We start from the raw sequence: 25,960 nt of genomic DNA, 5'->3' as shown, positions 1-25,960 counted from the left end.
TGAAAACGATTGAAAGAAGCTGGAAATCTTCAACCCTCGCAAGGTCCAGCAGGCACAACATAGTTATCGCATTGACAGAAGCCAGCACCGCCGATAAACAGCCTTAGGCTCGCGGCTCAGCCGGAGGCAGCCCGACACGAGCCCCGAACCGCGTGGTTAAAACTCATCCTTCTCTCGATGAAAACCATCGTCTTGCTTCGTCTGCTCCGGGAGAGCCATGGCACGGGGAGCGCCCTCAATCAAGCCTTTTCGTGTCCAGAAACTGCCAGCACGCACCACGTTCAACGTTCTGTAAGGCGTCATCAGTTCCAGCATCTCGCGGGCCTCATACGCACCTATGTGTTCGAACTGATGGACCATCGTCTCCTCCCGCGAGTCGACGCTGAAATCCGGGGTGTACCGTAACAACCCGCCGTCGCGTGTCGACAGGTAGTAATTCTGAACGTCGAAATACCCTCTCAGGCCGCGGGTGTATCGCCAGATATAAATCCAGGAAATGAAGTTGACCCCCAGTGACTTGGAAGGGTCGTTCTTGCTCTGGGCAAAGTCGGATTTGTAAAACTGATGGGTCATGACAATACGGTGCCCGTCCGGGTACTCGGGAAGCGGCACATTGTGGTCGCTGGTCGAGATTCTGCTGGGCTTCCAGAAAAGGCGCTCCTCGGCACTGGGAACGGCGTTGGCGTCGTTGTCTACCAAAGGCTCGACGGCTACATAGGCACGCCTTAGCACATCTTCAAGAATCGCCCCCAGGTAATCGTTCCCTTTGTAGGGGCCGACCAGATGTTGCGTATAACGCGCGGCATCGTCCGAATGCAGGAAAACCGGGCTCAAGGCTAAACGAAAGTCATGGTAGGGAGACACAGGCGTCGCCTTGTACGGCACCCATTGCGCGGTGACCCAGGTGGTTTCGAACCAGAATGGGCTGCCCAGCAATACCCTTAGCTTGTTGCCTGCGGCGACCTTGCGAATGTAGTGCAGCAGCGGCACGGCTCCGCTGTGCAGTTCACCGCCGTAACGGGATGCTGCCTCCACGGTGGCCAGCTCGGCAGCCGGCCGGGTGGTGTCAAGCATCAGCAGCGCGCCATCGGCACATGAAAGATAAAGAGGCACACGGCCGTACTCAGCCGCCGCCAATCCTTTTAACAAGTCCAGTGGCCAGAAAAAATGAGCGGACGGGCTTGAATCTCCGGCCTGTGGCAGCACGCGGGCACGCAGGTAGACACCATAGACGGTGAACCCTTGAGGCAACTTCCCCTCAACAAATACATGGTTGAGCTTAAAGCCTTCGGCATCGTGCAGGGGCAACGGCAGCGTCCCCACAAAATGCGCCTGATTCGGGGACTTGAGAATAAAACCGAACGCCAAGTGATCGCGTTCCGGACTCAGGCGATGCACATAGCGTGCGACATCCAATGGCTGGGTGAACAGCGGGCTCAACCCTGCATCCGCTTGCGCCGGCACACCAGCGATCATTTCCAGCGCCTGGGAGTATGCCCTGAGGACAGTCACGGTGCGCGACGGCCCCCATAGTTCACTGCCTTGCAGTACAACCAGTTCCCCCGCATAAGCCAACCGATTGACCCACTCTTCAGGTTGCAGGGTGCAGTCACGAATCTGTTCTTCAATCGGGTTGTACCGATGCCATTGCGCTTGAGCAGAGGCCAGGTTGAGTTCGGCCGCCAACGCCAGTTGCCTCGCGCCGCCATCGAAACGATAACGCAGCAGCGCACCGTCGTTACACATCAAGTAGTCAATACGGGGGCTGGATGTTGCATCCCGGGCCCGCTCCCTGAGCACCTGCGTCACAAACGCAGTGGAGAACATATTGCGGTATACGTTCCATTGCGTATCGGTGGTCGGAAACTGCGGCTCGTATGCACTGCAGCTATGATAAAAAGCCACCACGGTACTGCCTCCCAGGAACAACCCCTTAGCCACCAACTCGTTTGAGCGAACCCACTGCACATCGAAGTTTTCGACGTGTACCACCAAGGGCTCGGTGGCGACGAACAGGCCTGCACTTGATCTGAGGATCAAGCCGCCATAGACCTTGTCCCGTCTCGCGCCCAGGCGCATCGAGGCATAACGTGCTGCATCGTCGGCACGGGAAAAGGCCGGGCTCAGACGGCGACGCAATACCCGTAAAAACGGCACCCAGTGCGCATCCACCTTGCCTGGCGTGCTCCAGCATTCACTCTCCAGGATCACGTGTAGCTGCCCGCTGCCGGCCACCCGCGAGACAAAATTGGTGGTGGATATCTCAGTGCTGTCGAGCCCGCGCTTGAGGGTCGACAGGCCCAGCTTCGTATCGGTGCCAAACACCCCATCACGGGTGCCGGCTTCATACGCCAACATAGCCCCTTCCAGCGTTGCGATATGCACCACCAGCCGCTGCGACAGCGGTAACCGTCGGACACCGACGTTATCGTAAAGGGCTGCGTGCAGATCGTCAGGCGCGATGAAATGGCGAGCCAACCAACGCCCGGAGGCCGACACATCCTCCGGCAAACGCACGGTGGATGCGTAAAAGCTGTCAACTTCAAACCCCACCTGCTGCAGCGGCTCGCCAAAACGGCAGGTATACAGCAACTGGTCGAGTAACTCGGCCGACACACTCTGCGTTACCGCGTACTGCTCCAGGGTTCGATGCCGCAGCACCACACCCAGGCCAACAGGGCTGCGCCCATAGCGATCCAGGGTGCGTTCATGCGCGTCCCGCACCGCCTCCGTTGCCGAGGCAAACACCGGGCCCAACAGGGGTGTTTCAGGCAGGCGCGACGCGTCAGTGCCCAGCGCAGGCTCCCAGTCTTCGGGCAAATCGCCTACCGGGCCCCAGAGTGGGTTGGCAAGTACCACGCGCAACCGTCCCAGGTAAGCCTGCTCACGCACAAAGGCACTGGGCACAAGCATGCCTTGCGATAGCTCTCGCGCCACGGTGCTACTACCGGCCGAAGGCGTTACCCGCTCCAGCAACTCGCGTTCGGTATACGACTCAAGCGCTTGCGATGTATAGGCCAGCAAACTGTTTACCGAACCTGAAAGGTAGGCGCGCGCAACCACCTTGTGATTTGAGAGCAGCGTATAAATATCGGTGTCCATGAACATTTGCGCTGCGACCCGAGCCTCGTTGTCACGCAGGCTCTGAGCCGCATCAGGCTGTATTCTGGCGCAGAACAGGGCGTACAGTCGGCAGCCTGCCGTCAACATGATCGGCTCGCCCTGGGCGTCCAACGGGTAGACCGCATCCAGTGCAAAACGCGGCTGGTTTGTGCTGACAGGTTCAGTGACGACAAAACGTTGATCATCGCGCTGGAGAATCAGCGCAGCGCAGTTGGACAGACGACGGTAATCCAGTTGCCCATGGGCATACCTGGCCGCATCATCAGCCGTCACAAAGGCGGGGCTCAGCGGCGGCTGCCTATTGGAGTAGGGCTTCCAGCCTGACGTCAGGATCGCCTTTTCATCCCAGACATTACTGGTACGCAGGACCTCAAGCGCTCCAATCCCGGCAACCCGCAACACATAGTCGTGCGCCGACAATACGCCAGTACGCATGTGTTCTTCGCTGCCATCGTCTTTGAATACGCCCTGAGGATCCTCGACAAACAACGTCGTCTCCTGCTGCGAACCACGAAGGGTATACCGCAACAAAGCATGGTCACTGGTTTGAAAATACAGGCTCGTCGGGTAATCGTCGTTACGCACGCCGGTATTGGCTCGAAGCTGACCAATCCCCGCCGCCAACTGCGACGCCGAAAACATCACTTTGTACAGCCACGGTTGCGGCACGGCGGGCGCAACCTCCTGAACGGCCGGCACAGTGGCGTAAGCGCCCTGCACAAAGCAATGCTCAGGCAAGCTGACCCCGCCACTGGCCTGGGCTGGAAACAACGCCTTCAGAAGAAACCAAGGTTGCGCTGCCTGCACCGGCCAGGTGGCGACATAACCTTGAGCACACTTGAGAATAAAGCCGCTGACCCCTGGCCCGGCTGCAGCCCTATCGTCCAAGGCCACCGTGGCCGCCTTTTCGGCTAGTGCATACACCCGAGTACACAACGGTAACGCTTCAACTTTTGACGTCACGGCAGTGCCAGGCGCCCAGGTCGAGGGGACCCTGCCCCGTACGCCGCCCCACTCATCAGTGGCCACCACCACCCACAGCTCACCTGCGGCGGCGCATTCAAGGATAAACGAATGCACAAACTTGTAGTGCCGAGGCGCCTGGCCATTCCATTCTTGCACCAACTGGTCGTGCAAGACCTGCTCGACGGCATTGCCGCTGGCGACATACTTGATCAAGGACCCATCCGGCCCCGACAGATAATGGACCGGCACCGACTCACCCATGGCGATGTTAAACAGCATTTCCGAAGAGGTGAACGAACCGAGGAGGAATCGCACCTGCGAGTCCGACAAGCCTGTGCTGCGCATCTGCTCATGTACGAACTGATGTGAGTGGTAAATCGCAACTACTTTGAACCCCTTGGGTGCAACGGGATGCCCAGACTTATCTGCTGATAACACCGTTTCAAAATAGAACCGAGGCATCTCGCCGTGGCGAGGTTCGGTCGCGCGGAAAAGCCCCTCTTTGTCCTGCAGTATCACCCCGCCGTACTCCCATTCCACGGTATGGCGGATACGGCGGTGCGCCCAATACGCGGCGTCGTCGGCACTGATAAAAGGTGGGCTCAGGGGAGGCAATTCAACAGGATGGCTTGGGGTGACGGCAATTGTGTCCATAAGGTACTCGCTGGCAAGAAGGTCCAAGGCACAAAAGGCGCGCCTGGTGGCCTCATCCTGGAACGCTCCTGCGTGACGCTAGCGCTGCATATCTATGCCTGCGCCCTTTTTAAGGGCTCTGCGCGCACTCGACGAGCTATACGGCGCCAAATTGGTGCGCTGCATAGCCACCTTGGCCGGGCAACCCTCATTGATATTCACACTGCACGCCGTAGGCACAGCCTTTGCAAAGTGCTGAGTATCTGCCCCATAAAAAAACTATCGGTTTACGGAGATCGCACCATGCAGCGTCGCAGCTTGATCAAGGCTTTCACTTTGTCGGCATCCATTGCAGCCATGGGTTTGACCTGGACCGTACAGGCCGCTGAGACCATCAAGGTCGGCATCCTGCACTCGTTGTCCGGGACCATGGCGATCTCCGAAACCTCGCTTAAAGACATGGCGCTGATGACCATCGACGAGATCAACGCCAAAGGCGGTGTGAACGGCAAGATGCTCGAACCGGTGGTGGTCGATCCGGCTTCCAACTGGCCGCTGTTCGCGGAAAAAGGCCGGCAGCTGCTGACCCAGGACAAGGTCGCCGTAGTGTTCGGCTGCTGGACCTCGGTATCGCGCAAATCCGTACTGCCGGTGTTCGAAGAGCTCAATGGCCTGCTGTTCTATCCGGTGCAGTACGAAGGCGAAGAGATGTCGCCCAACGTGTTCTATACCGGTGCAGCGCCGAACCAGCAGGCGATCCCGGCGGTGGAATATTTGATGAGCGAAGAAGGCGGCAGCGCCAAGCGTTTTTTCCTGCTGGGCACCGACTACGTCTACCCGCGCACCACCAACAAGATCCTGCGCTCGTTCCTGCATTCCAAAGGCGTGGCGGATAAGGATATCGAAGAGGTCTACACCCCGTTCGGCCATGCCGATTACCAGACCATCGTCGCCAACATCAAGAAATTCTCCGCCGGCGGCAAGACCGCGGTGGTCTCCACCGTCAATGGCGACTCCAACGTACCGTTCTACAAAGAGCTGGCCAACCAGGGCTTGAAAGCCACCGAAGTACCGGTGGTGGCGTTCTCGGTGGGCGAAGAAGAACTGCGCGGCATCGACACCAAACCACTGGTGGGCAACCTGGCGGCGTGGAATTACTTCCAGTCGGTGGAGAACCCGGTCAACCAGAAATTCGTCGCCGACTGGAAAGCCTACGCCAAGAAGCACAACCTGCCGGGCGCAGACAAAGCCGTGACCAACGACCCGATGGAAGCCACCTATGTGGGCATCCATATGTGGGCCCAGGCGGCAGAGAAAGCCAAGTCCACCGACGTCGACAAAGTGCGCGAAGCCCTGGGCGGGCAGACCTTCGCCGCACCGTCGGGCTTTACCCTGACCATGGACAAGACCAACCACCACCTGCACAAGCCGGTGATGATCGGCGAGATCCAGGCCGACGGGCAGTTCTCGGTGGTGTGGCAGACCGAAGCGCCGATTCGGGCACAGCCGTGGAGCCCTTACATCCCGGGCAATGACAAGAAGCCGGATTACGCCGTGAAGAGCAACTAAAGTCCCCACGACTCTAATGTAGGGCATGGTCACTGTGGGAGCTGGCTTGCCTGCGATGCAAACAACTCGGTGTGCCTGACACACCGCAGCGATGCCATCGCAGGCAAGCCAGCTCCCACAGACAACCAGCGCCCACACTGTCCCCGCATGATCAGGACATTTTTGTATGCCCACTGCCCTCCACCGCTTCATCCTCGCCGTGCTGTTGTTGATGCCTTTGGCCGCACACGCCAGCGACGCCGAAGACTTCATCAACGCCAACCCGATGCAACAAGCCAAGCTGCTCCAGGACTGGGCCGCCCAGCCTGACCCGGCGCGCATCGAACTGGTGGATGCCCTGCAACAAGGCCAGCTCAAGCTCAATGGCGAAACCAGGACCGTACGCCTGAACAACCGCCTGCGCGGCCTGATCGACAACGTTCAAGCCAGCCAGCAACTGCTCGCCGCCGACCCCAAGGTACGCCTGGCGGCAGCTCGAACCCTGCAAAAAAGCGCTGTGCCTGCGCAGTTGAAATTCCTCGACCAGCAGGTCGCCGCCGAAACCGACGAAGATGTGCACAGCGCCCTCAGCCTGGCCTTGGCCAACCTGCAACTGGTAGACACCGACCCTGCGGTGCGTCTGGCCGCCGTGCGCCTGCTCGGCAGCACCGGCGACCCGCTGGCACGCACGCGCCTCGAAGCGCTGCTCGCGCCGGGCGTGGAAACCGATGCCGCCGTGCACACCGCCGCCGAAACCAGCCTGGCCCAGGTCAAACGCAAACTGATGGTCGGCGAGATCCTCGGGCAGGCGTTCAGCGGCATGTCGCTGGGCTCGATTCTATTGCTGGCAGCACTAGGCCTGGCGATCACCTTCGGCCTGCTCGGCGTGATCAACATGGCCCATGGCGAGATGCTGATGCTCGGCGCCTACTCCACCTATGTGGTGCAGCTGATGATGCAGCGCTATGTGCCCCAGGCCATCGAGTTCTACCCGCTGATCGCACTGCCGGTGGCGTTCTTCGTCACCGCCGCCATCGGCATGGCCCTGGAACGCACGGTGATTCGTCACCTCTATGGCCGACCACTGGAAACCCTGCTCGCCACCTGGGGCATCAGCCTGATGCTGATCCAACTGGTGCGCCTGGTGTTCGGCGCGCAGAACGTCGAAGTGTCCAACCCGCAATGGCTGTCCGGCGGTATTCAAGTGCTGCCCAACCTGGTGCTGCCGTACAACCGCATCGTCATCATTGCCTTCGCGCTGTTCGTGGTGGTGCTCACCTGGTTGTTGCTGAACAAGACACGCCTGGGCCTCAACGTGCGCGCCGTCACCCAGAACCGCAACATGGCCGCCTGCTGCGGCGTGCCCACCGGGCGCGTGGACATGCTCGCCTTTGGTCTGGGCTCCGGCATCGCAGGCCTTGGTGGCGTGGCCCTGAGCCAGGTCGGCAACGTCGGCCCGGACCTGGGCCAGAGCTACATCATCGACTCGTTCCTGGTGGTGGTACTCGGTGGCGTCGGCCAGTTGGCCGGTAGCGTAATGGCAGCCTTCGGCCTGGGTATCGCCAACAAGATTCTTGAACCGCAAATCGGTGCCGTGCTCGGCAAGATCCTGATCCTCGCGCTGATCATTCTGTTTATCCAGAAACGCCCGCAAGGACTCTTCGCACTGAAAGGACGGGTGATCGACTGATGAATCAGCCATTGATGCTTACGGCCACACAAAAGGCCGGACCCAAGGTGACGATCGCCGTGGGCGCGGTGATCCTGTTCCTGCTGCTGGCGCTGCCACTGTGTTCGCTGCTGGCGACGGACAATCCACTGCATGTGTCGGCCTACACCCTGACGCTGGTGGGCAAGATCCTCTGCTATGCCATCGTAGCGTTGGCACTGGACCTGGTGTGGGGTTACGCGGGGATGTTGTCCCTGGGCCACGGTCTGTTCTTCGCCCTGGGCGGTTATGCCATGGGCATGTACCTGATGCGCCAGGCATCCGGCGACGGGTTGCCGGCGTTCATGACCTTTCTGTCCTGGACCGAATTGCCCTGGTACTGGGCGGGCACCGACAACTTTCTCTGGGCGCTGTGCCTGGTGGTGCTGGCCCCGGGATTGCTCGCGCTGGTGTTCGGCTTCTTCGCCTTCCGCTCGCGGATCAAAGGCGTGTATTTCTCGATCATGACCCAGGCCCTGACCTTTGCTGGAATGCTGTTGTTCTTTCGCAACGAGACCGGCTTTGGCGGCAATAACGGCTTTACCAATTTTCGCAGCATCCTGGGCTTTGGCATTACAGAACCTGGCACACGGGCGGTGTTGTTTGTGGCCACGGTGCTGTTGCTGGTGGCCAGCCTGTACATCGGCTGGCGCCTGGCGCAGAGCAAGTTCGGCCGCGTGCTGACCGCCCTGCGCGATGCCGAGAACCGCCTGATGTTCTGTGGTTACGACCCGCGCGGTTTCAAGTTGTTTGTGTGGGTGTTGAGCGCGGTGTTATGCGGGTTGGCGGGGGCGTTGTATGTACCGCAGGTGGGCATTATCAACCCCAGCGAAATGTCGCCGACCAACTCCATCGAGGCCGCCGTATGGGTCGCCTTGGGCGGGCGGGGCACACTGATCGGGCCATTGCTCGGCGCTGGGGTGGTCAACGGCATGAAGAGCTGGTTCACGGTGGCGTTTCCAGAGTACTGGCTGTTCTTCCTGGGGGCGCTGTTCATCATCGTCACCCTGTACCTGCCCAAGGGCGTTATCGGCCTGCTGAAGAAATGAGGAACGTCATGCTTGAACCTATTTTCGATGCGGGCAGCGGCCGCGATGCGATCGGTATCGGCCAGGCCGCAGGCAAAGGGCTCAATACCCGCCACGGCACCATCCTGACCCTGGAAGATATCAGCGTCAGCTTCGACGGTTTCAAAGCGCTGAATCACCTGAACCTGTATATCGGCGTCGGCGAATTACGCTGCATCATCGGCCCCAACGGCGCAGGCAAGACCACATTGATGGATGTGATCACCGGCAAGACCCGGCCCAGCCACGGCAGGGCCTGGTTCGGCGAAACCCTGGATCTGACCAGCATGAGCGAAGTGCAAATCGCCCAGGCCGGTATCGGCCGCAAGTTCCAGAAACCCACGGTGTTCGAAGCCCTCAGCGTGTTCGAAAACCTGGAGCTGGCGCAGAAGACCGACAAGTCGGTGTGGGCCAGCCTGCGGGCGCGCCTGAGTGGCGAGCAAAAAGACCGCATCGATGAAGTACTCGACACCATCCGCCTGACTGCCTCGGTGCATCGACCCGCGGGTTTACTGTCCCACGGCCAGAAGCAGTTCCTGGAAATCGGCATGTTGCTGATGCAAGACCCGCAACTGTTGCTGCTCGACGAACCGGTGGCCGGCATGACCGACGCCGAAACCGAATTCACCGCCGAACTGTTCAAGCGCCTGGCCGGCAAGCATTCGTTGATGGTGGTGGAGCACGACATGGGCTTTGTCGGCTCCATCGCTGATCACGTCACCGTGTTGCACCAGGGCAGCGTATTGGCCGAAGGGTCGCTGGAACAGGTGCAGGAAAATGAGCGGGTGATCGAGGTTTACCTCGGTCGCTAAGGAGAACTGAACATGCTGCAAGTCGACAAACTGCACCAGTACTACGGCGGTAGCCACATCCTGCGCGGGTTGTCCTTCGAGGTGAAAATCGGCGAAGTCACCTGCCTGCTCGGCCGCAACGGCGTGGGCAAGACCACCCTGCTCAAGTGCCTGATGGGCTTGCTGCCGGCCAAGGAGGGCGCGGTGAATTGGGAAGGCAAGGCCATCACCGGCTTCAAGCCGCACCAGCGTGTCCATGCCGGGATCGCTTACGTGCCTCAGGGCCGGGAGATTTTTGGCCGGCTGACGGTGGAAGAAAATCTGCTGATGGGCCTGTCGCGCTTCCCCGGTTCCGAAGCCAGGGAAGTGCCCGCGTTCATCTACGAGCTGTTTCCGGTGTTGCTGCAGATGAAGCATCGACGCGGCGGCGATTTGTCCGGGGGCCAGCAGCAACAGTTGGCGATTGGCCGCGCCCTGGCCAGCCGCCCGCGCCTGCTGATCCTCGATGAGCCCACCGAAGGTATCCAGCCGTCGGTGATCAAGGAGATCGGTGCGGTGATCAAGAAGCTTGCCGAGCGCGGCGACATGGCGATCCTGCTGGTGGAGCAGTTCTACGACTTCGCTGCCGAACTGGCCGACCACTACCTGGTGATGTCGCGCGGTGAAATCGTGCAGCAGGGCCGCGGTGAAAATATGGAGAGCGAAGGTGTACGCGGCCTCGTAACCATCTAATCTGTGGCGTCACGACATTAAGCCAAAAACCATGAACCTGCCCGTTTCCCCTGCCCTGTTCACCCCCAGCTGGCACGCCGCGCTGGAGCTCGGCTACGCGCGTTTCGGCGACACCACGCGCCCGGTATTGCGCCGCCACCTGGGCCCGCTGCGCGTGCAAAAGCACCTGTACGCCGAAGGCCCCCAGGTGTGCCAGCACATCATCGTGCACCCGCCCGGAGGAATTGCAGGTGGCGATCGCCTGGATATCAGCGCCCACGTCAGCGCCGGTGCCTGGGCGCAGTTGACCAGCCCCGGCGCAGCCAAGTGGTATCGCGCCAGCGGCCCGGCGTTTCAGCAAGTCGAGTTGACCGTCGAGGCCGGCGCGACGCTCGAATGGCTGCCTCAGGAAACCATCGTGTTCAGCGCCGCCCAGGCCGAACTGACCACGCGTATTGAGCTGCAAGGCGATGCGCGGTTGTTCTACTGGGATGTGGTCGCTCTGGGGCGCCCGGCCAGTGGCGAGCGGTTCGACCTCGGCCACTTTCAATCACACCTGGATATTCGCCGCGACGGCCAGTTGCTCTGGCATGAGCGCCAGCGCATTGTGGGCGCCGATGGGTTGCTGGATTCGCCCATCGGGTTGGACGGGCAGCCGGTGTTTGCCACGTTGCTGGTGACGGGTGAGGTCGACCCTGAACTGCTTGAACAATGCCGCTCGCTGCCCCACGCAGTGCGCGGCGATTTGACCCAACTGCCCGGGCTGCTGGTGGCGCGTTGCCTGGCCGAGGAAGCGCTGTTGGCGCGGGGGTGGTTGATTGATTTATGGCGATTGCTGCGCCCAGCCGTACTGGGCCGCGAAGCGGTATCACCGAGAATCTGGAGCACATGAAGAATGCATTTAAAGGACCTTGAACCATGGACCTGACCCCACGGGAAAAAGACAAACTGCTGATCTTCACCGCAGGCCTCGTCGCCGAGCGGCGCCTGGCGCGCGGTGTGAAGCTCAACTATCCGGAAACCATCGCCTATATTTCCGCCGCGTTGATGGAAGGCGCCCGCGATGGCCGCACCGTGGCCGACCTGATGCACTACGGCACCACCCTGCTCAGCCGCGAACAAGTGATGGAAGGCATCCCGGAAATGATCCCGGACATCCAGGTGGAGGCCACCTTTCCCGACGGCACCAAACTGGTGACCGTACACCAGCCCATTGCATGAGGCACCGCGATGATTCGTGATGCAACCGAACACGACCTGCCGGCGATCCGCGCTATCTACAACGACGCGGTACAGAACACCACGGCGATCTGGAACGAACAGCCGGTGGACCTGGCAAACCGCCAGACCTGGTTCAGCGCACGCCAGGCGCAGCAGTACCCGATCCTGGTCGCGGTGGAAAACGATGAAGTCATCGGCTACGCCTCATTCGGCGACTGGCGACCTTTCGAAGGCTTTCGCTATAGCGTCGAACACTCGGTGTACGTGCGCAATGACCAGCGCGGCAAAGGCCTCGGTCCACGCCTGATGCAGGCCCTGATCGAGCGCGCGCGCAGTTGCGGCAAACACGTGATGGTTGCGGCCATCGAAAGTGGCAACCAGGCGTCCATCCACCTGCATGAACGCCTGGGCTTCATCACCACCGGGCACATGCCGCAAGTGGGCATCAAGTTCGGCCGCTGGCTGGACCTGACCTTTATGCAACTGACCTTGAACCCGGGCGCCGAACCGCCCAAGGAGTGAGATCGATGAACGCTGCACAACTGCGTCGAGTCAATGCTGAAAGTTTTGCCCATTACCGCCTGGGCTTGATCGAGTTGTTGCTGGACGCGGTGCAGCATGGCGCGTCGGTGGGCTTTATGGCCGACTTCGATGAGGCCCAGGCCCGCGAGTATCTGACCGGCGTGCAAGCCGGTATCGAAGACGCCAGCCTGCTGCTGTGGGTGGTAGTACGCGACGAGCAGGTGATCGCCAGCGTGCAACTGGCGCTGTGCCAAAAAGCCAATGGCCTCAACCGCGCCGAAGTGCAAAAGTTGCTGGTGCACAGCAGCGCCCGCCGCCATGGCCTGGGCCAGCAATTGATGCACAGCCTGGAGCTCGCCGCACGCCAGCACAAGCGCGGCCTGCTGTATCTGGACACCGAGGCTGGCTCCGGCGCCGAAGCCTTCTATCAGTCGCTGCGCTACATCAAGATCGGTGAGCTGCCCGACTACTGCCAAAGCCCGGACGGGCGCTACAGCCCGACCGCCATCTACTACAAGACCCTGGGGCAACCGGCATGATTCCTGGTGAATATCAGATCCAGCCTGGCGAGATCGAACTGAATGTCGGCCGCCGCACCGTCACCTTGAGCGTGGCCAATAGCGGCGACCGGCCGATTCAGGTGGGCTCGCATTACCATTTTTTCGAGACCAATGACGCGCTGGAATTTGACCGTTCAGCGAGCCGCGGTATGCGCCTGAATATTCCGGCAGGTACGGCGGTGCGGTTTGAGCCGGGGCAGCGTCGGGAGGTGGAGTTAGTCGATTTGAGCGGCGAGCGCCGGGTGTTCGGGTTTGCCGGTCGGATTATGGGCGACCTCTAGGGCCTCATCGCAGGCAAGCCAGCTCCCACCTTTTGACAGTGTTCACAAATCAACATGTGGGGGCGGGCTTGCCCGCGATAGCGATCTCACATTCAACACAATTAATCAGGGCAACCCCATGAAAATCAGCCGCCAAGCCTACGCCGACATGTACGGCCCCACTGTCGGTGACAAGATCCGCCTGGCCGACACCGAGCTGTTTGTCGAAGTCGAACAGGACTTCACCGTCTATGGCGAAGAAGTCAAATTCGGCGGCGGCAAGGTGATCCGTGACGGCCAGGGCCAGAGTCAGTTGCTCGCCCATGAGGTAGTGGACACCCTGATCACCAACGCGCTGATCATTGATCACTGGGGCATCGTCAAGGCTGACGTTGGCTTGAAGAACGGACGCATCCACGCCATCGGCAAGGCCGGCAACCCGGATATCCAGCCCGGCGTGACCATGGCCATCGGCGCCAGCACCGAAGTGATCGCCGGTGAAGGCATGATCCTCACTGCCGGCGGCATCGACAGCCACGTGCATTTCATCTGCCCGCAGCAGATTGAAGAGGCGCTGACCAGCGGCGTCACCACCATGATCGGTGGCGGCACCGGCCCTGCCACTGGTACCAATGCCACTACTTGCACATCCGGCCCGTGGCACCTTGCGCGGATGCTGCAGGCCAGCGACTCGTTCCCGATGAACATAGGTTTTACCGGTAAGGGCAACGCCAGTTTGCCGGAGCCGTTGATCGAGCAGGTCAAGGCCGGCGCCATCGGTTTGAAGCTGCATGAAGACTGGGGCACCACACCCGCCAGCATTGATAACTGCCTGAGCGTGGCCGATCAATACGACGTACAGGTGGCGATCCACAGCGACACCCTTAACGAGTCCGGCTTCGTCGAAACCACCCTCGCCGCCCTCAAGGGCCGCACCATCCACACCTACCACACCGAAGGTGCCGGTGGCGGCCATGCGCCGGACATCATCAAGGCCTGCGGTTTCCCCAACGTGCTGCCCAGCTCCACTAACCCGACGCGGCCGTTCACACGCAATACCATCGACGAACACCTGGACATGCTGATGGTCTGCCATCACCTGGACCCGAGCATTGCCGAAGACGTGGCCTTCGCCGAGAGCCGCATCCGCCGCGAGACCATCGCCGCCGAAGACATCCTGCACGACCTCGGCGCATTCTCGATGATCAGTTCCGACAGCCAGGCCATGGGCCGTGTCGGCGAGGTGATCACACGCACCTGGCAGACCGCCGACAAGATGAAAAAGCAGCGCGGCGCCCTGCCCGGCGACGGTCCCGGCAATGACAACTTCCGCGCCAAGCGTTATATCGCCAAGTACACCATCAACCCGGCAATCACTCACGGTGTCAGCCATATCGTCGGTTCGATTGAAGTGGGCAAGTGGGCCGACCTGGTGCTGTGGCGCCCGGCGTTCTTCGGCATCAAGCCGACCCTGATCCTCAAGGGAGGCGCGATTGCCTCAAGCCTGATGGGCGATGCCAACGCCTCGATCCCCACGCCACAACCAGTGCACTATCGCCCGATGTTCGCCAGCTTCGGCAGCTCGCTGCATGCCACCAGCCTGACCTTTATCAGCCAGGCCGCCCAGGACGCCGGCCTGCCCGAGGCCCTGGGATTGAAGAAGCAGATTGCAGTGGTCAAGGGTTGCCGCGATGTGCAGAAAAGCGACCTGATCCACAACGATTACCTGCCGGATATCGAGGTTGATCCGCAGACCTATCAGGTCAGGGCCGACGGCCAGTTGCTGTGGTGCGAGCCGGCCGACGTACTGCCCATGGCCCAGCGCTACTTTTTGTTTTAGGTAACGACCTCAGCCACGTCCAGCGGATGCTCAAGCAACTCCTGACGGGTCAGTGTCTCGATCAGCACCGCCTCGCTGATTTGCAATTGCGCTTGAAGTTCTCTGGCCCGTTGATCGTAAAGAGCCTCGGTGATCGTTTTGGATTCAAACCTGCTGCGCAAGTCCTCCAACTGATCGTGAAACGGATTGCGCAGTTCGTCAAATTGCGAGGGGTATTTGCCTTTCAGGTAATCCTGCCAAAAGTCCCTGGACAGCAGCGCCTGAAGCTCTTGCGCAGAGTTATCCAGGGCTCTGATCGTGTCATAGGCAGTATCGAGCATTGACGAGGTAACGCCGCCCCAGTTGGTATGCACGACCTTCTGCGGCTGCCCCGGTAGCTGGAGCCGATCCTTGAGGCCGTAACGGTACGCCAGTCGGATCTCAACCTCTTCGTCCAGGCGTTCGGTATGGGGCAACTTGTCGTCCGCCGACACGCTGGGGTCATTGACGATGGCTTCGCTGCGCTGGATATCCGCCGACGCGATCTTGTCCACTTCGTGCAGGCGGAACAAGCCCCTGGATAACCTTGCCAATTGCAGGCCCTGGGTCTGATCGGTGGCCTGCAAACGAGCCTTGTAGGCCAGCGTGCGCACTTCCAGGTTACTGAAGGAGAAAGCCGCAAGGTCACAACACCCTGGCTCGCCGGCCAGGTCGAGGAGTTCCGTGCGCAGGGTTTCCGATTCGACGGTGTCCTGGGTGATGCTTTCGATCACTTCCCAGACGCGGCGCTGCATGTCGGCGTGGTCGGTGACAGTCGGTTCCAGACGCTCAAGGATGTCAAAAAACGGGGCGACCCTCGGTATGCGCTCCAATGCCCCCCATAGGAGTCGTTTGCTACTCGCGTCTTGCGGGGACATGCCTTGGGACCAACGCAGAAATGGATCCTGCGGGCCGTCTGCGGATGCCTCACGGTCAGGGGCAATATCAGCCGTCAACCGTAGCGTGTTCGGAAGATCCTCAGACATCAACCCGGCTTCCTCAAGGCGCCGGCTATATTCGTGGACTTGTCGCCGGGTTTGCTCGGTCAACGGGTTCTCGCTGATATCCGTCACACGAGTCACGCGCGCCGTCTGCGCCAACTGCTCATCCGACGGTGCAATGACTGAGTCCGGGATAGTGGTAATACTGTTCTCGCTCAGATCGACCCGTAGCAGGTTCGTCCGTTCAACCAATCCTGCAGGCCAGGTATCAATCCCCGCATTGCTCATCTGCAAGGTACGCAAATCGGTCATCTGGCTGAAATCCGGCGTCAGGCCGAGGAAGTTATCATCGAGTATCAAGTCACGAAGTGTCGATCGCGAGGACAGGAGAGCAACCGACTCGGCAGTCAAGCGGATGCGGTTGTTTTGCAGAGACAAACGGGTCAATTCGTTCATATTCCCCACGGCTGGCGGCAACTCGAACAAATGGTTATCCGACATGTCCAGCGAGCGCACACCGCGGCACTGCGCCAGGAAACGTTCTGGTGACGTGCGCAGGTTCAGATGGTTCAGTTTGAGTACCGTCGGACGGATGAAACTCTCGCCAAGGTCGGGCAGGCTCGGCAGGCGCAACCCACTAAGGTCCAGTTCGATATCGATGAGCGTACCGTCGCTGGCCGGAACGAGGGGGTTATCCGCTCTCCAGCAGTTCGTGATACGGCGCGTGGCGTGATAACGACCGTTGAATTCCAGCAGACGCTCATTTGGCCCGACGCGCTCATTACTCTGACGCTCGATGGAGAGGTTCCAGGCTATTAACTGACGCTTGAGCGCTTTAAATTCCTGCTCACGCTGGGCCAGCACGGCATCAGCGCGCTCGCCCAGCGCCCAGATCATCTTCCGGGATACGAGCACGCCATTGTCGGGATAAAGTTTCTGCATGACCGCAAGCCTTGGGTTACCACTGTCAAAGGCACCCTCAAGGGCTCCTTGCAGCAGTTCGGGCCGTGTTTGCGTCAGCGTCTGCCAGTAGCGATCGAACTGCTGCCAATAGTCGGTGGGAAACCTATTGCCCTCAAGGAGCAGGACGTTGTTTGTGCGAGCGATCGCTTCAACCTGTTCAGGCAGGGGTGTCAAATGTTCTGGTGGAACCGCCTGCAGGCGGTTTTCGGATAAATCGACACGTCTCAATCCAGTCAGTGCGGTTAATCCCGAGGGCCACTGCTCAATCTGCGCATTCCTCAGGTTCAACTCCGCCAGGTCTGGCATACCACTGACATCGGGGGCTACACCCAGCGGGTTACTGCGCAGATCAAGCGTCACAAGGGTGCTGAGGTTGCTCAGCATACGGCTGGTTGGGGGGGTCGACTTAAGATTATTGCCGGTCAGGTTCAACGAAGTCAGGGAGCGCATTTCACCGATAGCGCCGGGTAACTCGGTAAGCCCGCAACCGATCAGGGCCAAATGCTTGACGTGGGTGAACGATGCAAGGAAAGCATCAGACTTGCCGGTCCAACGGGTACCGTAGATCTCAAGTCCCTCAACGTGGCTGAAGTCGGCGCTGAGTAACGGTAGTTCCAGATCGCCCCTCATCATCAGCTTCAGGGGGCCTTGATTCATACGCCGCCAGTGATTCTTGATCTCTCTGGCTAAATCGGACGCGCCGGGAAAGTCGGCATCGCCAGGCGGCCCACTGGCGTAAACCCAGGTATCCAACTCCCTCGTCAACGTTTTGAGCTCAGTCTTCCAGTGTGTCAACCCACCGTCGACATCGTCGCCCAATGTGAGAACAAACGCATCGACGGCCTCCTCGTCCATCAAAGGGAACAGATCGGTGACCTGCTCGTGCACTAAATCGACATCGCTATCGCTGGACGCCTGTCGGCTGGATCCGCCGCCACCGCCAAGTAGTCTCAGTGTCGAATCAAGCGTCGGTTTGCGCACCGGATGCTCCAGCAACACCGTGCGCAGCGGCTCACGAGGCAACGGCGATTGCTGGATCGCGGCCTTCAACTGCTGTGCATCGGTGACCCCAAGGCTCTGGCGTTCGGAGGTGGACAACAAGTCCCAGATCGCTCCAAAAAAATCCCTGGGCATGGGCGCTTCGAACAACCCATTGTCCTTGAGCACCAGGGTCTTGGTGGTGGTTGAATCCGGGGAACCGATGGCATCCAGCAGCGTGCCTTGGGCCGAGTAGTGACGCAACTCCACCCGCGTTCCGCGCTGCCATCCAGGCAAGATTTCCAGGGTACGCAAGGCCAGACGCTGGCTATCAATACCTGCCAGCGTGTCCAGGTACAGGCCTTCATAGGCACGTGATACGCGAACTTCCTGCTCAAGCCACCTCGCCTGTTCAATGCTTTCCTCGGGCAGAAACCCGCTATCCCGAAAGGTCTGCAACTGCTCAGCCCTCAGCCTTCTAAGCAACTCAGTGGCCATCGACGCCGGCAGCCTGGGGTAAGTCGCCATGACCAGGCGTACATCAGGATCGTTCGTGGCATTCAAGGCCTGGTAGCGCTCTTCGACCAGCGAGCCCTTAAAGGTATCGACGACGTTGGCGATGTGTTCACGCAGCTTGCCGGCCCGCACCGCCAGCGACTCTTCGGCACTGCCGGGGATTTCCCTGAGCGCCGGTTCCACGCCTTGCAAGCTGTATAGCACCTGATTGATCAACTCACCGCCCGCCAACTGGCTTTCACTGACCTCCACTACGCGCCTGGAGGCGTCCCCGAAGGTCTCCTCCCACAACACCCTGCTGTTGCTGCCACTGACCCTGACCCGTAACGGCGCATCAGGCAACATCCCTCGTCGACGCATGATTTGCAGTTGCAGCACGGGGTCGGCTTGAGCATAGACAGCCGGGTCGCTACTTTTCATTTGCTCGACAAACGTCGTCAGTTCCTGATGAGCCTTGAAGTGCTGGATCGTGTCATCCAACAGCAAAGGCACCGGGTCATGCTCAACAAACGTCTGGCGCAAGACGTCTTCCTCGACACCGCTGGCCATACGGGCCTGTTCCAGCGTTTGGGCGTCAAGCCCACGCTGTTCCAGCCCCAGGCGCCTCATCAGGGTCGGTTTGTCCCAGGTCAGCGGCTGCTCGAACTCATGACTCCAGACGCCAGCATGGTTATGTTCCAGCACCGGCTCATACGCACCAGGGCGGTTGGGGTGCTGGATACGATACTGGCCGGTGACGGAGTTCTGCCCAACCCGGTAGTGGTCACCCTCATGGGGCAAAATCAACTGGCCGTCGTGCGAGTAAAGGCCCAAAGCGTCTGGCTTGGCACCTGCGGCCAGTTCGACAGGCACCTTATAGGGCGCAAGATCAGGCTTGCACAGGCGAGTCTTGCCGCCGGGCAACGTGACGGTTTTGAGCCGTTCAATGAACGGTGACACTGTGAAGTGGAACGCCACCGCCTGCGCCGCCAGTGTCGCCAGGTTTTCCAACACATCGGTGATGTGCGCCCAGCCTGCCTCACGGTCGCCTTCGCTGAGTTCGGTCGCGCCTTCAAAGACCTCATAAAGCAGCTGACCAGCCATCACCCCGGCCATCACCAGGCCCAAGGGTGGGACGGCCATCCCCACCAGGTTCAGGCCGAACATGCCGATACTCAGGAAATGGGCTGCGCGCCTGGAACTGGATGCCTTGTCAGCATCCTCAGTGCTCACGGCCTGGTTTTGGGCATCATTAAACAGTCGCGTGCGCAGACTGGCATGGCGATACACCCATAGGTCCGCAGCCCGCCAGAGGCCGGCGATTTCGATTGCCTGAATGTTGAATTCGGGGGCGGTTATCGGAACGCGCACAGACGGTTGCGGCTCCCCCAGCGACGAGCCGGAGGTAAAAGAGGGGGCCGTCAGTAAACGCCCCCATTCCGACCGCAGCCACTGTGAGCCGAACGGTTGGGGGGGCGCATCCACCGCCAGCTCGGTCAGCCTGCGGTAGTAGTAAGCGCGATCCTTATCGGCGACAAACCGGGCAAAAAACTCCTGGTACTGCGTCGTTTGTACACCCTTCGAACGGTCGGCCCCCTGGCTGGTGCTCGCGGTCAGGCGATCAGTCAATTCGTTGCGAAACTCATTAAACGTTTCATAACGCTTGATGGGGTGGTCGGGGTGGTCAGGGATGTAGGCGATAACCCAGCACGAATAACGCTGCTTGGCGCAGGGGTCGATGATCAGACAGTCATGCAGGTGCAGGTTCATCAGGCTCAAGCAACGGTAACCGACCGCCTGGTTATCGACCATGATGTCCTTTTCACCAGCCGCCACACGCATCAGCAACGCGTAATCGGTGGCACCGATATCCCCCTTGAGCAAGGCCAGATACGCCGCCGCCTTGAAGGCATCTTTCTGGTGGCGGGTGGAGCGATCCCGAAACTCGGCGCGGCCCCGTACATCATTAGGCCTCAACTGCGCCCTGAGATAAGCCTGGTATTGACGCCCCAAATCAAGGTCACGGCATAGCTGGGCGAACTCATGAATTTTCAAGGTCGTGGCGTGGCGTTCAAAGTGCCCAAGCGTATCCGGCTGGGTGATAAATCCCGAGACACTGTCGAAAAAATCCTTCTTAGTCTCCCGCGCCTCAAAGTTGCCCAGGGCAGCCTTGAGCAAGGAGAACGTCTTGCCCCTGACCCCCCCGGTTTTTCTGCCAAAGGCATCCTCAACCGGCACATACAGGCGCAACCAGGTTTGATTAACGTCCAGCGCATGGCCGGCAGCCTTCAATGCCGCTTCCAATAATGGCTGGGCGAATGCTTCCAGCGCCTGGACTTTGCTCAGGGATTTCTCCAGCTCATTCAGGGAGTGGCAACGGCTCTCCAACAGTGTGTTGAGCTGATCCTTCTGCGCTTGAGATGTGGCGCTGTACCACTCGGGGATAATCGCAGGTGTCTGCTTGAGGGCCGTGCGCCGCTCGGGTGAACTGCTGACCAGGCAGGACGGGATCGCCTGTTTGATTAACGCGTAGTGTTTTCCCTGCTCACCGGGCGGGAGCGTGGAGGGGGCTATAGCCTGAAGATCGGGCATGGGATGACAACCTTGTTATAAGAAAGATTGTCATCCTATGCAGCGCCGTTTTTGCGCTGGTGCCAACTATGTAGCCAGCCTGCTCAGAAGTGTTCGCGAGGATTGAACGCTGCCTTCTGTGCCAGCTCCTGCCACAGCGCCTTGACCTCCTCATCACTGCTCTTGGGCATCACGGCCTTGAGCTGCACAAACAGATAACCGCGCTGCCCGGCCTTGTTCAGCAGGCCATGGCCCTTGGCGCGCATGCGCTGGCCGTTCTGGCTACCGGCGGGCACCTTGAGGTTGATCTTGCCGGTGAGGGTCGGCACTGCCACTTCCGCGCCCAAGGCCAACTCCCACGGGGCCAGCGGCAGGTTGATGATCAGGTTTTCGCCATCCACTTCGAACTTGGGGTGCGGCGCAAACTTGATGATCAGGTACAGGTCGCCATTCGCTCCGCCACCGATGCCCGGTGCGCCCTGCCCTTTGAGGCGGATGCGCTCGCCGTCAGCCACACCGGCGGGGATCTTCACGTTCAGGCTCTTGGTGGTGTTGCTCACGTGCCGGCCCGAGGCGTCGTATTGCGGCACCTGGAAGTTGATCTGCTTGGACTCGGTAGACAGTGTCTCTTCAAGGTGCACCGTCAGCTGCATCTCGACGTCCTGGCCCTTGCGCCCGGCAGGCCGGCGCTGGCCGCCACCGAAGGCATCACCACGGCCACCGAAGATCGAGCTGAAGAAGTCCGAGAAGTCCTCGGTGCCCGCACCGCCACTGTACCCACTACGACTCTGCCAGCCCGGAGGCCCCTGAAACGGCTGGCCATGCTGGCCGTATTTGCGCAATTCGTCGTACTCGGCTCGCTTGTCGGCGCTTTTAAGCGCTTCATAGGCTTCGGACGCGTCCTTGAATTTCGCTTCGGCGTCTTTTTCCTTGCTCACATCGGGGTGATATTTGCGCGCGAGCTTGCGATAGGCAGCCTTGATTTCCTTGTCATCGGCCGTCGGCTCGACACCCAGAATCTTGTAGTAATCTTTGAAATCCATCGACGGTTCACCATCCTTTATCGAGATCGCACTGCCCGGGGCGCAACGTGCGCTGGTTTGCACCTGGTGAGGGTTGCGGCCTGGGGGTACGTCAAAGTGTTATCGGCATCAGCCGTATGTAACAGATGTGGGGGCAAATCCCGTACTTTCAAGCGCGATTTAACGGATGGTTGGCCTACGCAAGCGCTTGCGACTGGCATACACTGCGCGGCCGTTTTTCAACCGGAACCCGATAGACATGAAAAACCCATCCCCAGCCCGTGCCTGCGGCATTGACTTCGGCACGTCCAACTCCACCGTCGGCTGGATCCGCCCCGGCGAGGAGACGCTTATCGCGCTGGAGGACGACAAGATCACCTTGCCGTCGGTGGTGTTCTTCAACTTCGAGGAGCGCCGCCCGGTGTACGGTCGCCTGGCGCTGCACGAGTACCTGGAAAACTACGAAGGCCGGCTGATGCGCTCGCTCAAGAGCCTGCTGGGTTCCAAACTGATCAAGCACGACACCAGCGTATTGGGCACGGCCATGCCGTTTACCGACCTGCTGGCGCTGTTTATCGGCCAACTCAAGAGCCGCGCCGAGGCCACCGCTGGCCGTGAGTTCGAGGAAGTGGTACTGGGCCGCCCGGTGTTTTTCGTCGATGACGACCCGATGGCCGACCAGGAAGCCGAGAACACCCTGGTGGACGTGGCGCGCAAGATCGGCTTCAAGGACATCTCGTTCCAGTATGAACCGATTGCGGCGGCCTTCGACTACGAGTCCACCATTGAAAAAGAGGAGCTGGTGCTGATCGTCGACATCGGCGGTGGTACCTCCGACTTCTCCCTGGTGCGCCTGTCGCCGGACCGCCGTCACAACGACAACCGCCAGAGCGACATCCTCGCCACCGGTGGCGTGCACATCGGCGGTACCGATTTCGATAAGCAACTCTCGCTGGCCGGCATGATGCCGCTGTTCGGCTACGGCAGCCGCATGAAGAGCGGCGCCTACATGCCTACCAGCCACCACATGAACCTGGCGACCTGGCACACCATCAACTCGGTGTACTCGCAAAAGTCCCAGCTGGCCCTGGGCAGCATGCGCTACGACATCGAAGACACCGGCGGCATCGACCGCCTGTTCAAGCTGATCGAACAGCGCGCCGGGCACTGGCTGGCGATGGAAGTGGAAGAGACCAAGATCCAGCTGACCCAGGCAGACAGCCGCCATGTGCCACTGGACCGTATCGAAGCCGGCCTGAGCGTGGACCTGAGCCGGGCGCTGTTCGAGTCCTCCATCGACAACCTGCTCGAACGCGTGCGCGGCAGTGTCACGCAACTGCTCAATGACGCCTCGGTGAGCGTGGCCCAGGTAGACACGGTGTTCTTCACTGGTGGTTCCAGCGGTATTCCGGCACTGCGCCACAGCATCTCGGCGATGCTGCCGAATGCGCGGCATGTGGAAGGCAATATCTTCGGCAGTATCGGCAGCGGGTTGGCGATTGAGGCCAGCAAGCGTTATGGGTCTTAAGCGGTAAGTTTTCAGCTGCAAGCGGCAAGTAAAAGCCAAGCTGCTTCCACTTGCAGCTTGCAGCTTGTAACTCGCATCTGCGCCTAAACCATCCCACCCAACTTCAGCTCACTCTTCAGATACGCATAATAAATCGGCCCCGCCACCACCCCCGGCAAACCGAACGCGGCTTCAAACACCAGCATCGCCAGCAGTAACTCCCACGACTTGGCACTGATCTGCCCGCCGACGATGCGCGCGTTGAGGAAGTACTCGACCTTGTGGATCACGATCAAATACCCCAGCGCCGCCACCGCCACCCAGATCGACAGCGACAGCGCGACGATGGTGATCAGGGTGTTGGACATCAGGTTGCCGATCACCGGCAGCAAGCCGAGCAGGAAGGTCAGCACGATCAGGGTTTTGGTCAGCGGCAGGTGAATGCCGCACAGCGGCAGCACCACGGCGAGGAACACGGCGGTGAAAGCCGTGTTGAGCGCGGCGATTTTGATCTGGGCGAAGACGATGTTCCGAAACGCCTGAACCAGCAGATGCAAACGGTCGAACAGCGCGGCGGCCAGGGGTTTGCGTTTGGTCAGGTCGGGCACCCGTTGCAAGGCGATGATGGCGCCGAGCACCATGCCGATCAGCAAAGTGACGAACATATGGGCGGCGTCTTTGCCGACCAGTTGCAGTTCGCTCAAGTGCTTGCTCATCCAGTCGCCGATGGCCACGCGAAACTCGGCGGCGCTGGCGGGCAGGTAGGCGTCGATGAACGGCGGTAACTGGCCGCGTGCGCGGTCGACCACGCCCATGAATTTATCCAGGGAAGCCCCGGGGTTTTCCGCTTCGTGAAGCAAAAAACTGATGGCCCCGGCGAAGATCAGGGCGAGCACGCTGACGATCAGGGTGCCGAGCAAGGCCACCGCCAACCAGCGCGCACGCCGGCCTTCGATCAGCCGTTGCAGTTGGGGAGTGAGCATGTTGACCAGTTCATAGACCAACAGGCCGGCCAGCAGGCTGGGCAGCAATTTGAGCGGCAGCACCAGCAGCAACCCGCCGAAAATGATGATGTAGCTAGCCAGCAACAACACATGACGCTGAGAAAACGTTGGCATACAGCCTCAAAACGAACGGCGTTAAAGGATGGGCAGTCTGCCAGCGTTGCAGGCATCAAGCGAGGGGAGACGACTGTGAATGCGATCAAGTGTGGGAGGGGGCTTGCTCCCGATTACGGAGGATCAGCCAATGAATCGATTGACTGACACGGCGCTATCGGGAGCACGCCCCCTCCCACATTTGATCTGCAGCGTCTGCGAAATCGTGATTAACCTTTGAGGCAGGTGCTCATGAATGTTTTACGCGCATCGCCGGTCAACGCTTTGGTTTTAGCCGACGCATTGCAATCCTTCATCTTCTGCTGCTGCGGCGTCAGGGTCTTGGCATCGTTGGCGGCAGGCGCCGACAGGCAGGTCTTCATGAAGGCCTTGCGGTCATCGCCCTTGAGGGTCTTGGTGGTGGCTTCGGCATTGCAGGTGGTCATTTTGTTCTGCTGGGCAGTGGCGGCAAAACCTTGGGAACACAACAGCAGGCCCATCATCAACAACGGAATACGCAGCATCTTCATGGAGTTTTCTCCCTGTTACCGTGCCGACGGGCACGGCCTACAGCGCAGTGTAGTCAAAAGCTGTTACAACTTCACCGGCCACGAATATTCGTCCGTCGGTAGTGCTCCGGGGTGCAGCCAGCATGGCGTTGGAACATGGCGATAAATGCCGAGGCGGTGCTGTAGCCCAAGTCAAATGCCACGTGCTGCACGCTGCGGTCACTGTCCAGGGCTTCGATGGCCGCCAGGTAGCGCAGGCGCTGGCGCCATTCACCAAAACTCATACCCAGCTCGCGCACAAACTGACGCGCCAGGGTGCGTTCGCTCACATGTACCTGCTCAGCCCATTGCCCGAGCGGGCGATTGTCGGCGGGCTGCGCCTGCATACCTTCCAGCACCCCAAGCAGCCCGGGGTGGCGGGCGTAGGGCAGGAAGCCATCGTGGATCGGCGCCTGCTTGAGTTGGTCCACCAGCACTTGGGCCAGGCGGATATCCGCGTCCGATTGCGGGATATTCACGTCGCGCTGGGCGAAATCGCTGAGGATGGCCTTGAGAATATCGCTGATCGTCAGCGTGCACGGCGCTTGAGGCAGCTGCTCGCAGAGCGTCGGCGCCAAGCCCACCGAACGATAGACAATCGCCTGGGCGTTGTAGGAGCTGTGTTCGGTGTTGGGCGGGATCCACACCGCGTACTGCGGCGGCGACATAAAACGGCTGCCAGCCACCTCCATGCGCATCACGCCGTTGGCTGAATAGTCCAACGACCCCCAGCTGTGCCGATGCGGGGTGCACTCGGTATCGGGTGCGAAATCGGAATAGCGAAAGTACACAGGGCTCGGCAGGCGGGGGAAATCCGCCAGGCGTACGGTATGTCGGGGCATGTTGTCTGGATTCAGAGGTCGGTTGTCT

General features: G+C 60.2%; 18 protein-coding genes. 12 read left to right on the top strand and 6 right to left on the bottom strand.

Annotated elements, in window-relative coordinates; genetic code table 11:
• Window positions 1–156 precede the first annotated feature (156 nt).
• Entirely contained in the window at window positions 157–4,743 is a 4,587-nt protein-coding gene (locus PSEBG33_RS23855; RefSeq protein WP_087945217.1) for a DUF4329 domain-containing protein, read from the bottom strand.
• Between the two features lie 282 nt (window positions 4,744–5,025).
• On the opposite strand from PSEBG33_RS23855, the gene urtA reads away from it, so the two are divergent.
• The 11 genes from urtA (at window position 5,026) to ureC (ending at window position 14,950) form a co-directional block, all read left to right on the top strand.
• Window positions 5,026–6,291, top strand: coding sequence for an urea ABC transporter substrate-binding protein (gene urtA, locus PSEBG33_RS23860; RefSeq protein ID WP_005784337.1), 1,266 nt, complete (start codon window positions 5,026–5,028; stop codon window positions 6,289–6,291).
• 166 nt (window positions 6,292–6,457) lie between these two features.
• Window positions 6,458–7,960, top strand: coding sequence for an urea ABC transporter permease subunit UrtB (gene urtB, locus PSEBG33_RS23865; protein WP_005784335.1), 1,503 nt, complete (start codon window positions 6,458–6,460; stop codon window positions 7,958–7,960).
• The gene (gene urtC, locus PSEBG33_RS23870) at window positions 7,960–9,027 is read left to right on the top strand and encodes an urea ABC transporter permease subunit UrtC (RefSeq protein ID WP_005784333.1); all 1,068 of its coding nucleotides are present in this window, start codon (window positions 7,960–7,962) and stop codon (window positions 9,025–9,027) included. The genes urtB and urtC overlap by 1 nt, the downstream gene beginning before the upstream one ends.
• The gene (gene urtD, locus PSEBG33_RS23875) at window positions 9,024–9,857 is read left to right on the top strand and encodes an urea ABC transporter ATP-binding protein UrtD (RefSeq protein WP_005784331.1); all 834 of its coding nucleotides are present in this window, start codon (window positions 9,024–9,026) and stop codon (window positions 9,855–9,857) included. Before urtC ends, urtD begins: the two co-directional genes overlap by 4 nt.
• 12 nt (window positions 9,858–9,869) lie before the next feature.
• On the top strand, window positions 9,870–10,568 hold the full coding sequence (urtE, locus tag PSEBG33_RS23880; RefSeq protein ID WP_005784329.1) for an urea ABC transporter ATP-binding subunit UrtE: 699 nt from the start codon (window positions 9,870–9,872) through the stop codon (window positions 10,566–10,568).
• Between the two features lie 31 nt (window positions 10,569–10,599).
• The gene (locus PSEBG33_RS23885) at window positions 10,600–11,439 is read left to right on the top strand and encodes an urease accessory protein UreD (protein WP_005784327.1); all 840 of its coding nucleotides are present in this window, start codon (window positions 10,600–10,602) and stop codon (window positions 11,437–11,439) included.
• A 26-nt stretch (window positions 11,440–11,465) separates the two neighbouring features.
• The gene (ureA, locus tag PSEBG33_RS23890) at window positions 11,466–11,768 is read left to right on the top strand and encodes an urease subunit gamma (protein WP_003171437.1); all 303 of its coding nucleotides are present in this window, start codon (window positions 11,466–11,468) and stop codon (window positions 11,766–11,768) included.
• Window positions 11,769–11,777: 9 nt separating this feature from the next.
• Window positions 11,778–12,290, top strand: a complete 513-nt coding sequence (locus PSEBG33_RS23895) for a GNAT family N-acetyltransferase (RefSeq protein ID WP_005784324.1) — start codon at window positions 11,778–11,780, stop codon at window positions 12,288–12,290.
• A 5-nt stretch (window positions 12,291–12,295) separates the two neighbouring features.
• Complete coding sequence (locus PSEBG33_RS23900) at window positions 12,296–12,829, top strand: GNAT family N-acetyltransferase (RefSeq protein ID WP_005784322.1); 534 nt, start codon at window positions 12,296–12,298, stop codon at window positions 12,827–12,829.
• A complete protein-coding gene (locus PSEBG33_RS23905) occupies window positions 12,826–13,131 on the top strand; it encodes an urease subunit beta (protein WP_005784320.1) in 306 nt (101 codons plus the stop codon). The genes PSEBG33_RS23900 and PSEBG33_RS23905 overlap by 4 nt, the downstream gene beginning before the upstream one ends.
• A gap of 118 nt (window positions 13,132–13,249) precedes the next feature.
• Entirely contained in the window at window positions 13,250–14,950 is a 1,701-nt protein-coding gene (ureC, locus tag PSEBG33_RS23910) for an urease subunit alpha (RefSeq protein WP_005784318.1), read from the top strand.
• Here the strand turns inward: ureC and PSEBG33_RS23915 are convergent.
• The gene (locus tag PSEBG33_RS23915) at window positions 14,947–20,937 is read right to left on the bottom strand and encodes a dermonecrotic toxin domain-containing protein (protein ID WP_005784317.1); all 5,991 of its coding nucleotides are present in this window, start codon (window positions 20,935–20,937) and stop codon (window positions 14,947–14,949) included. The genes ureC and PSEBG33_RS23915 overlap by 4 nt on opposite strands.
• 83 nt (window positions 20,938–21,020) lie before the next feature.
• Window positions 21,021–21,959: a DnaJ C-terminal domain-containing protein gene (locus tag PSEBG33_RS23920; protein ID WP_005784315.1), complete on the bottom strand. Its 939-nt coding sequence runs from the start codon at window positions 21,957–21,959 to the stop codon at window positions 21,021–21,023.
• A gap of 238 nt (window positions 21,960–22,197) precedes the next feature.
• Between PSEBG33_RS23920 and PSEBG33_RS23925 the strand changes: the two genes are divergently transcribed.
• Window positions 22,198–23,466, top strand: coding sequence for an Hsp70 family protein (locus PSEBG33_RS23925; protein ID WP_005784313.1), 1,269 nt, complete (start codon window positions 22,198–22,200; stop codon window positions 23,464–23,466).
• 83 nt (window positions 23,467–23,549) lie between these two features.
• Here the strand turns inward: PSEBG33_RS23925 and PSEBG33_RS23930 are convergent, their stop codons facing one another.
• The 3 genes from PSEBG33_RS23930 to PSEBG33_RS23940 all read right to left on the bottom strand — a co-directional run bounded on the left by PSEBG33_RS23930 (window position 23,550) and on the right by PSEBG33_RS23940 (window position 25,932).
• Window positions 23,550–24,563 carry an AI-2E family transporter gene (locus PSEBG33_RS23930; protein WP_005784311.1) on the bottom strand — a complete coding sequence of 338 codons (1,014 nt, stop codon included), beginning with the start codon at window positions 24,561–24,563 and terminating at the stop codon, window positions 23,550–23,552.
• A gap of 209 nt (window positions 24,564–24,772) precedes the next feature.
• Window positions 24,773–25,072 (bottom strand): PsiF family protein, encoded by a 300-nt coding sequence (locus PSEBG33_RS23935; RefSeq protein WP_005784310.1) that lies wholly within the window; start codon window positions 25,070–25,072, stop codon window positions 24,773–24,775.
• A 71-nt stretch (window positions 25,073–25,143) separates the two neighbouring features.
• Entirely contained in the window at window positions 25,144–25,932 is a 789-nt protein-coding gene (locus PSEBG33_RS23940; protein ID WP_005784308.1) for an AraC family transcriptional regulator, read from the bottom strand.
• Window positions 25,933–25,960: the final 28 nt, after the last annotated feature.

Origin of the sequence: Pseudomonas synxantha BG33R (assembly GCF_000263715.2) — a bacterium.
Taxonomy (GTDB): Bacteria; Pseudomonadota; Gammaproteobacteria; order Pseudomonadales; family Pseudomonadaceae; genus Aquipseudomonas; species Aquipseudomonas synxantha_A.
Note: the sequence above shows the minus strand (reverse complement) of the source record. Positions and strands in the feature narration are given on the sequence as shown.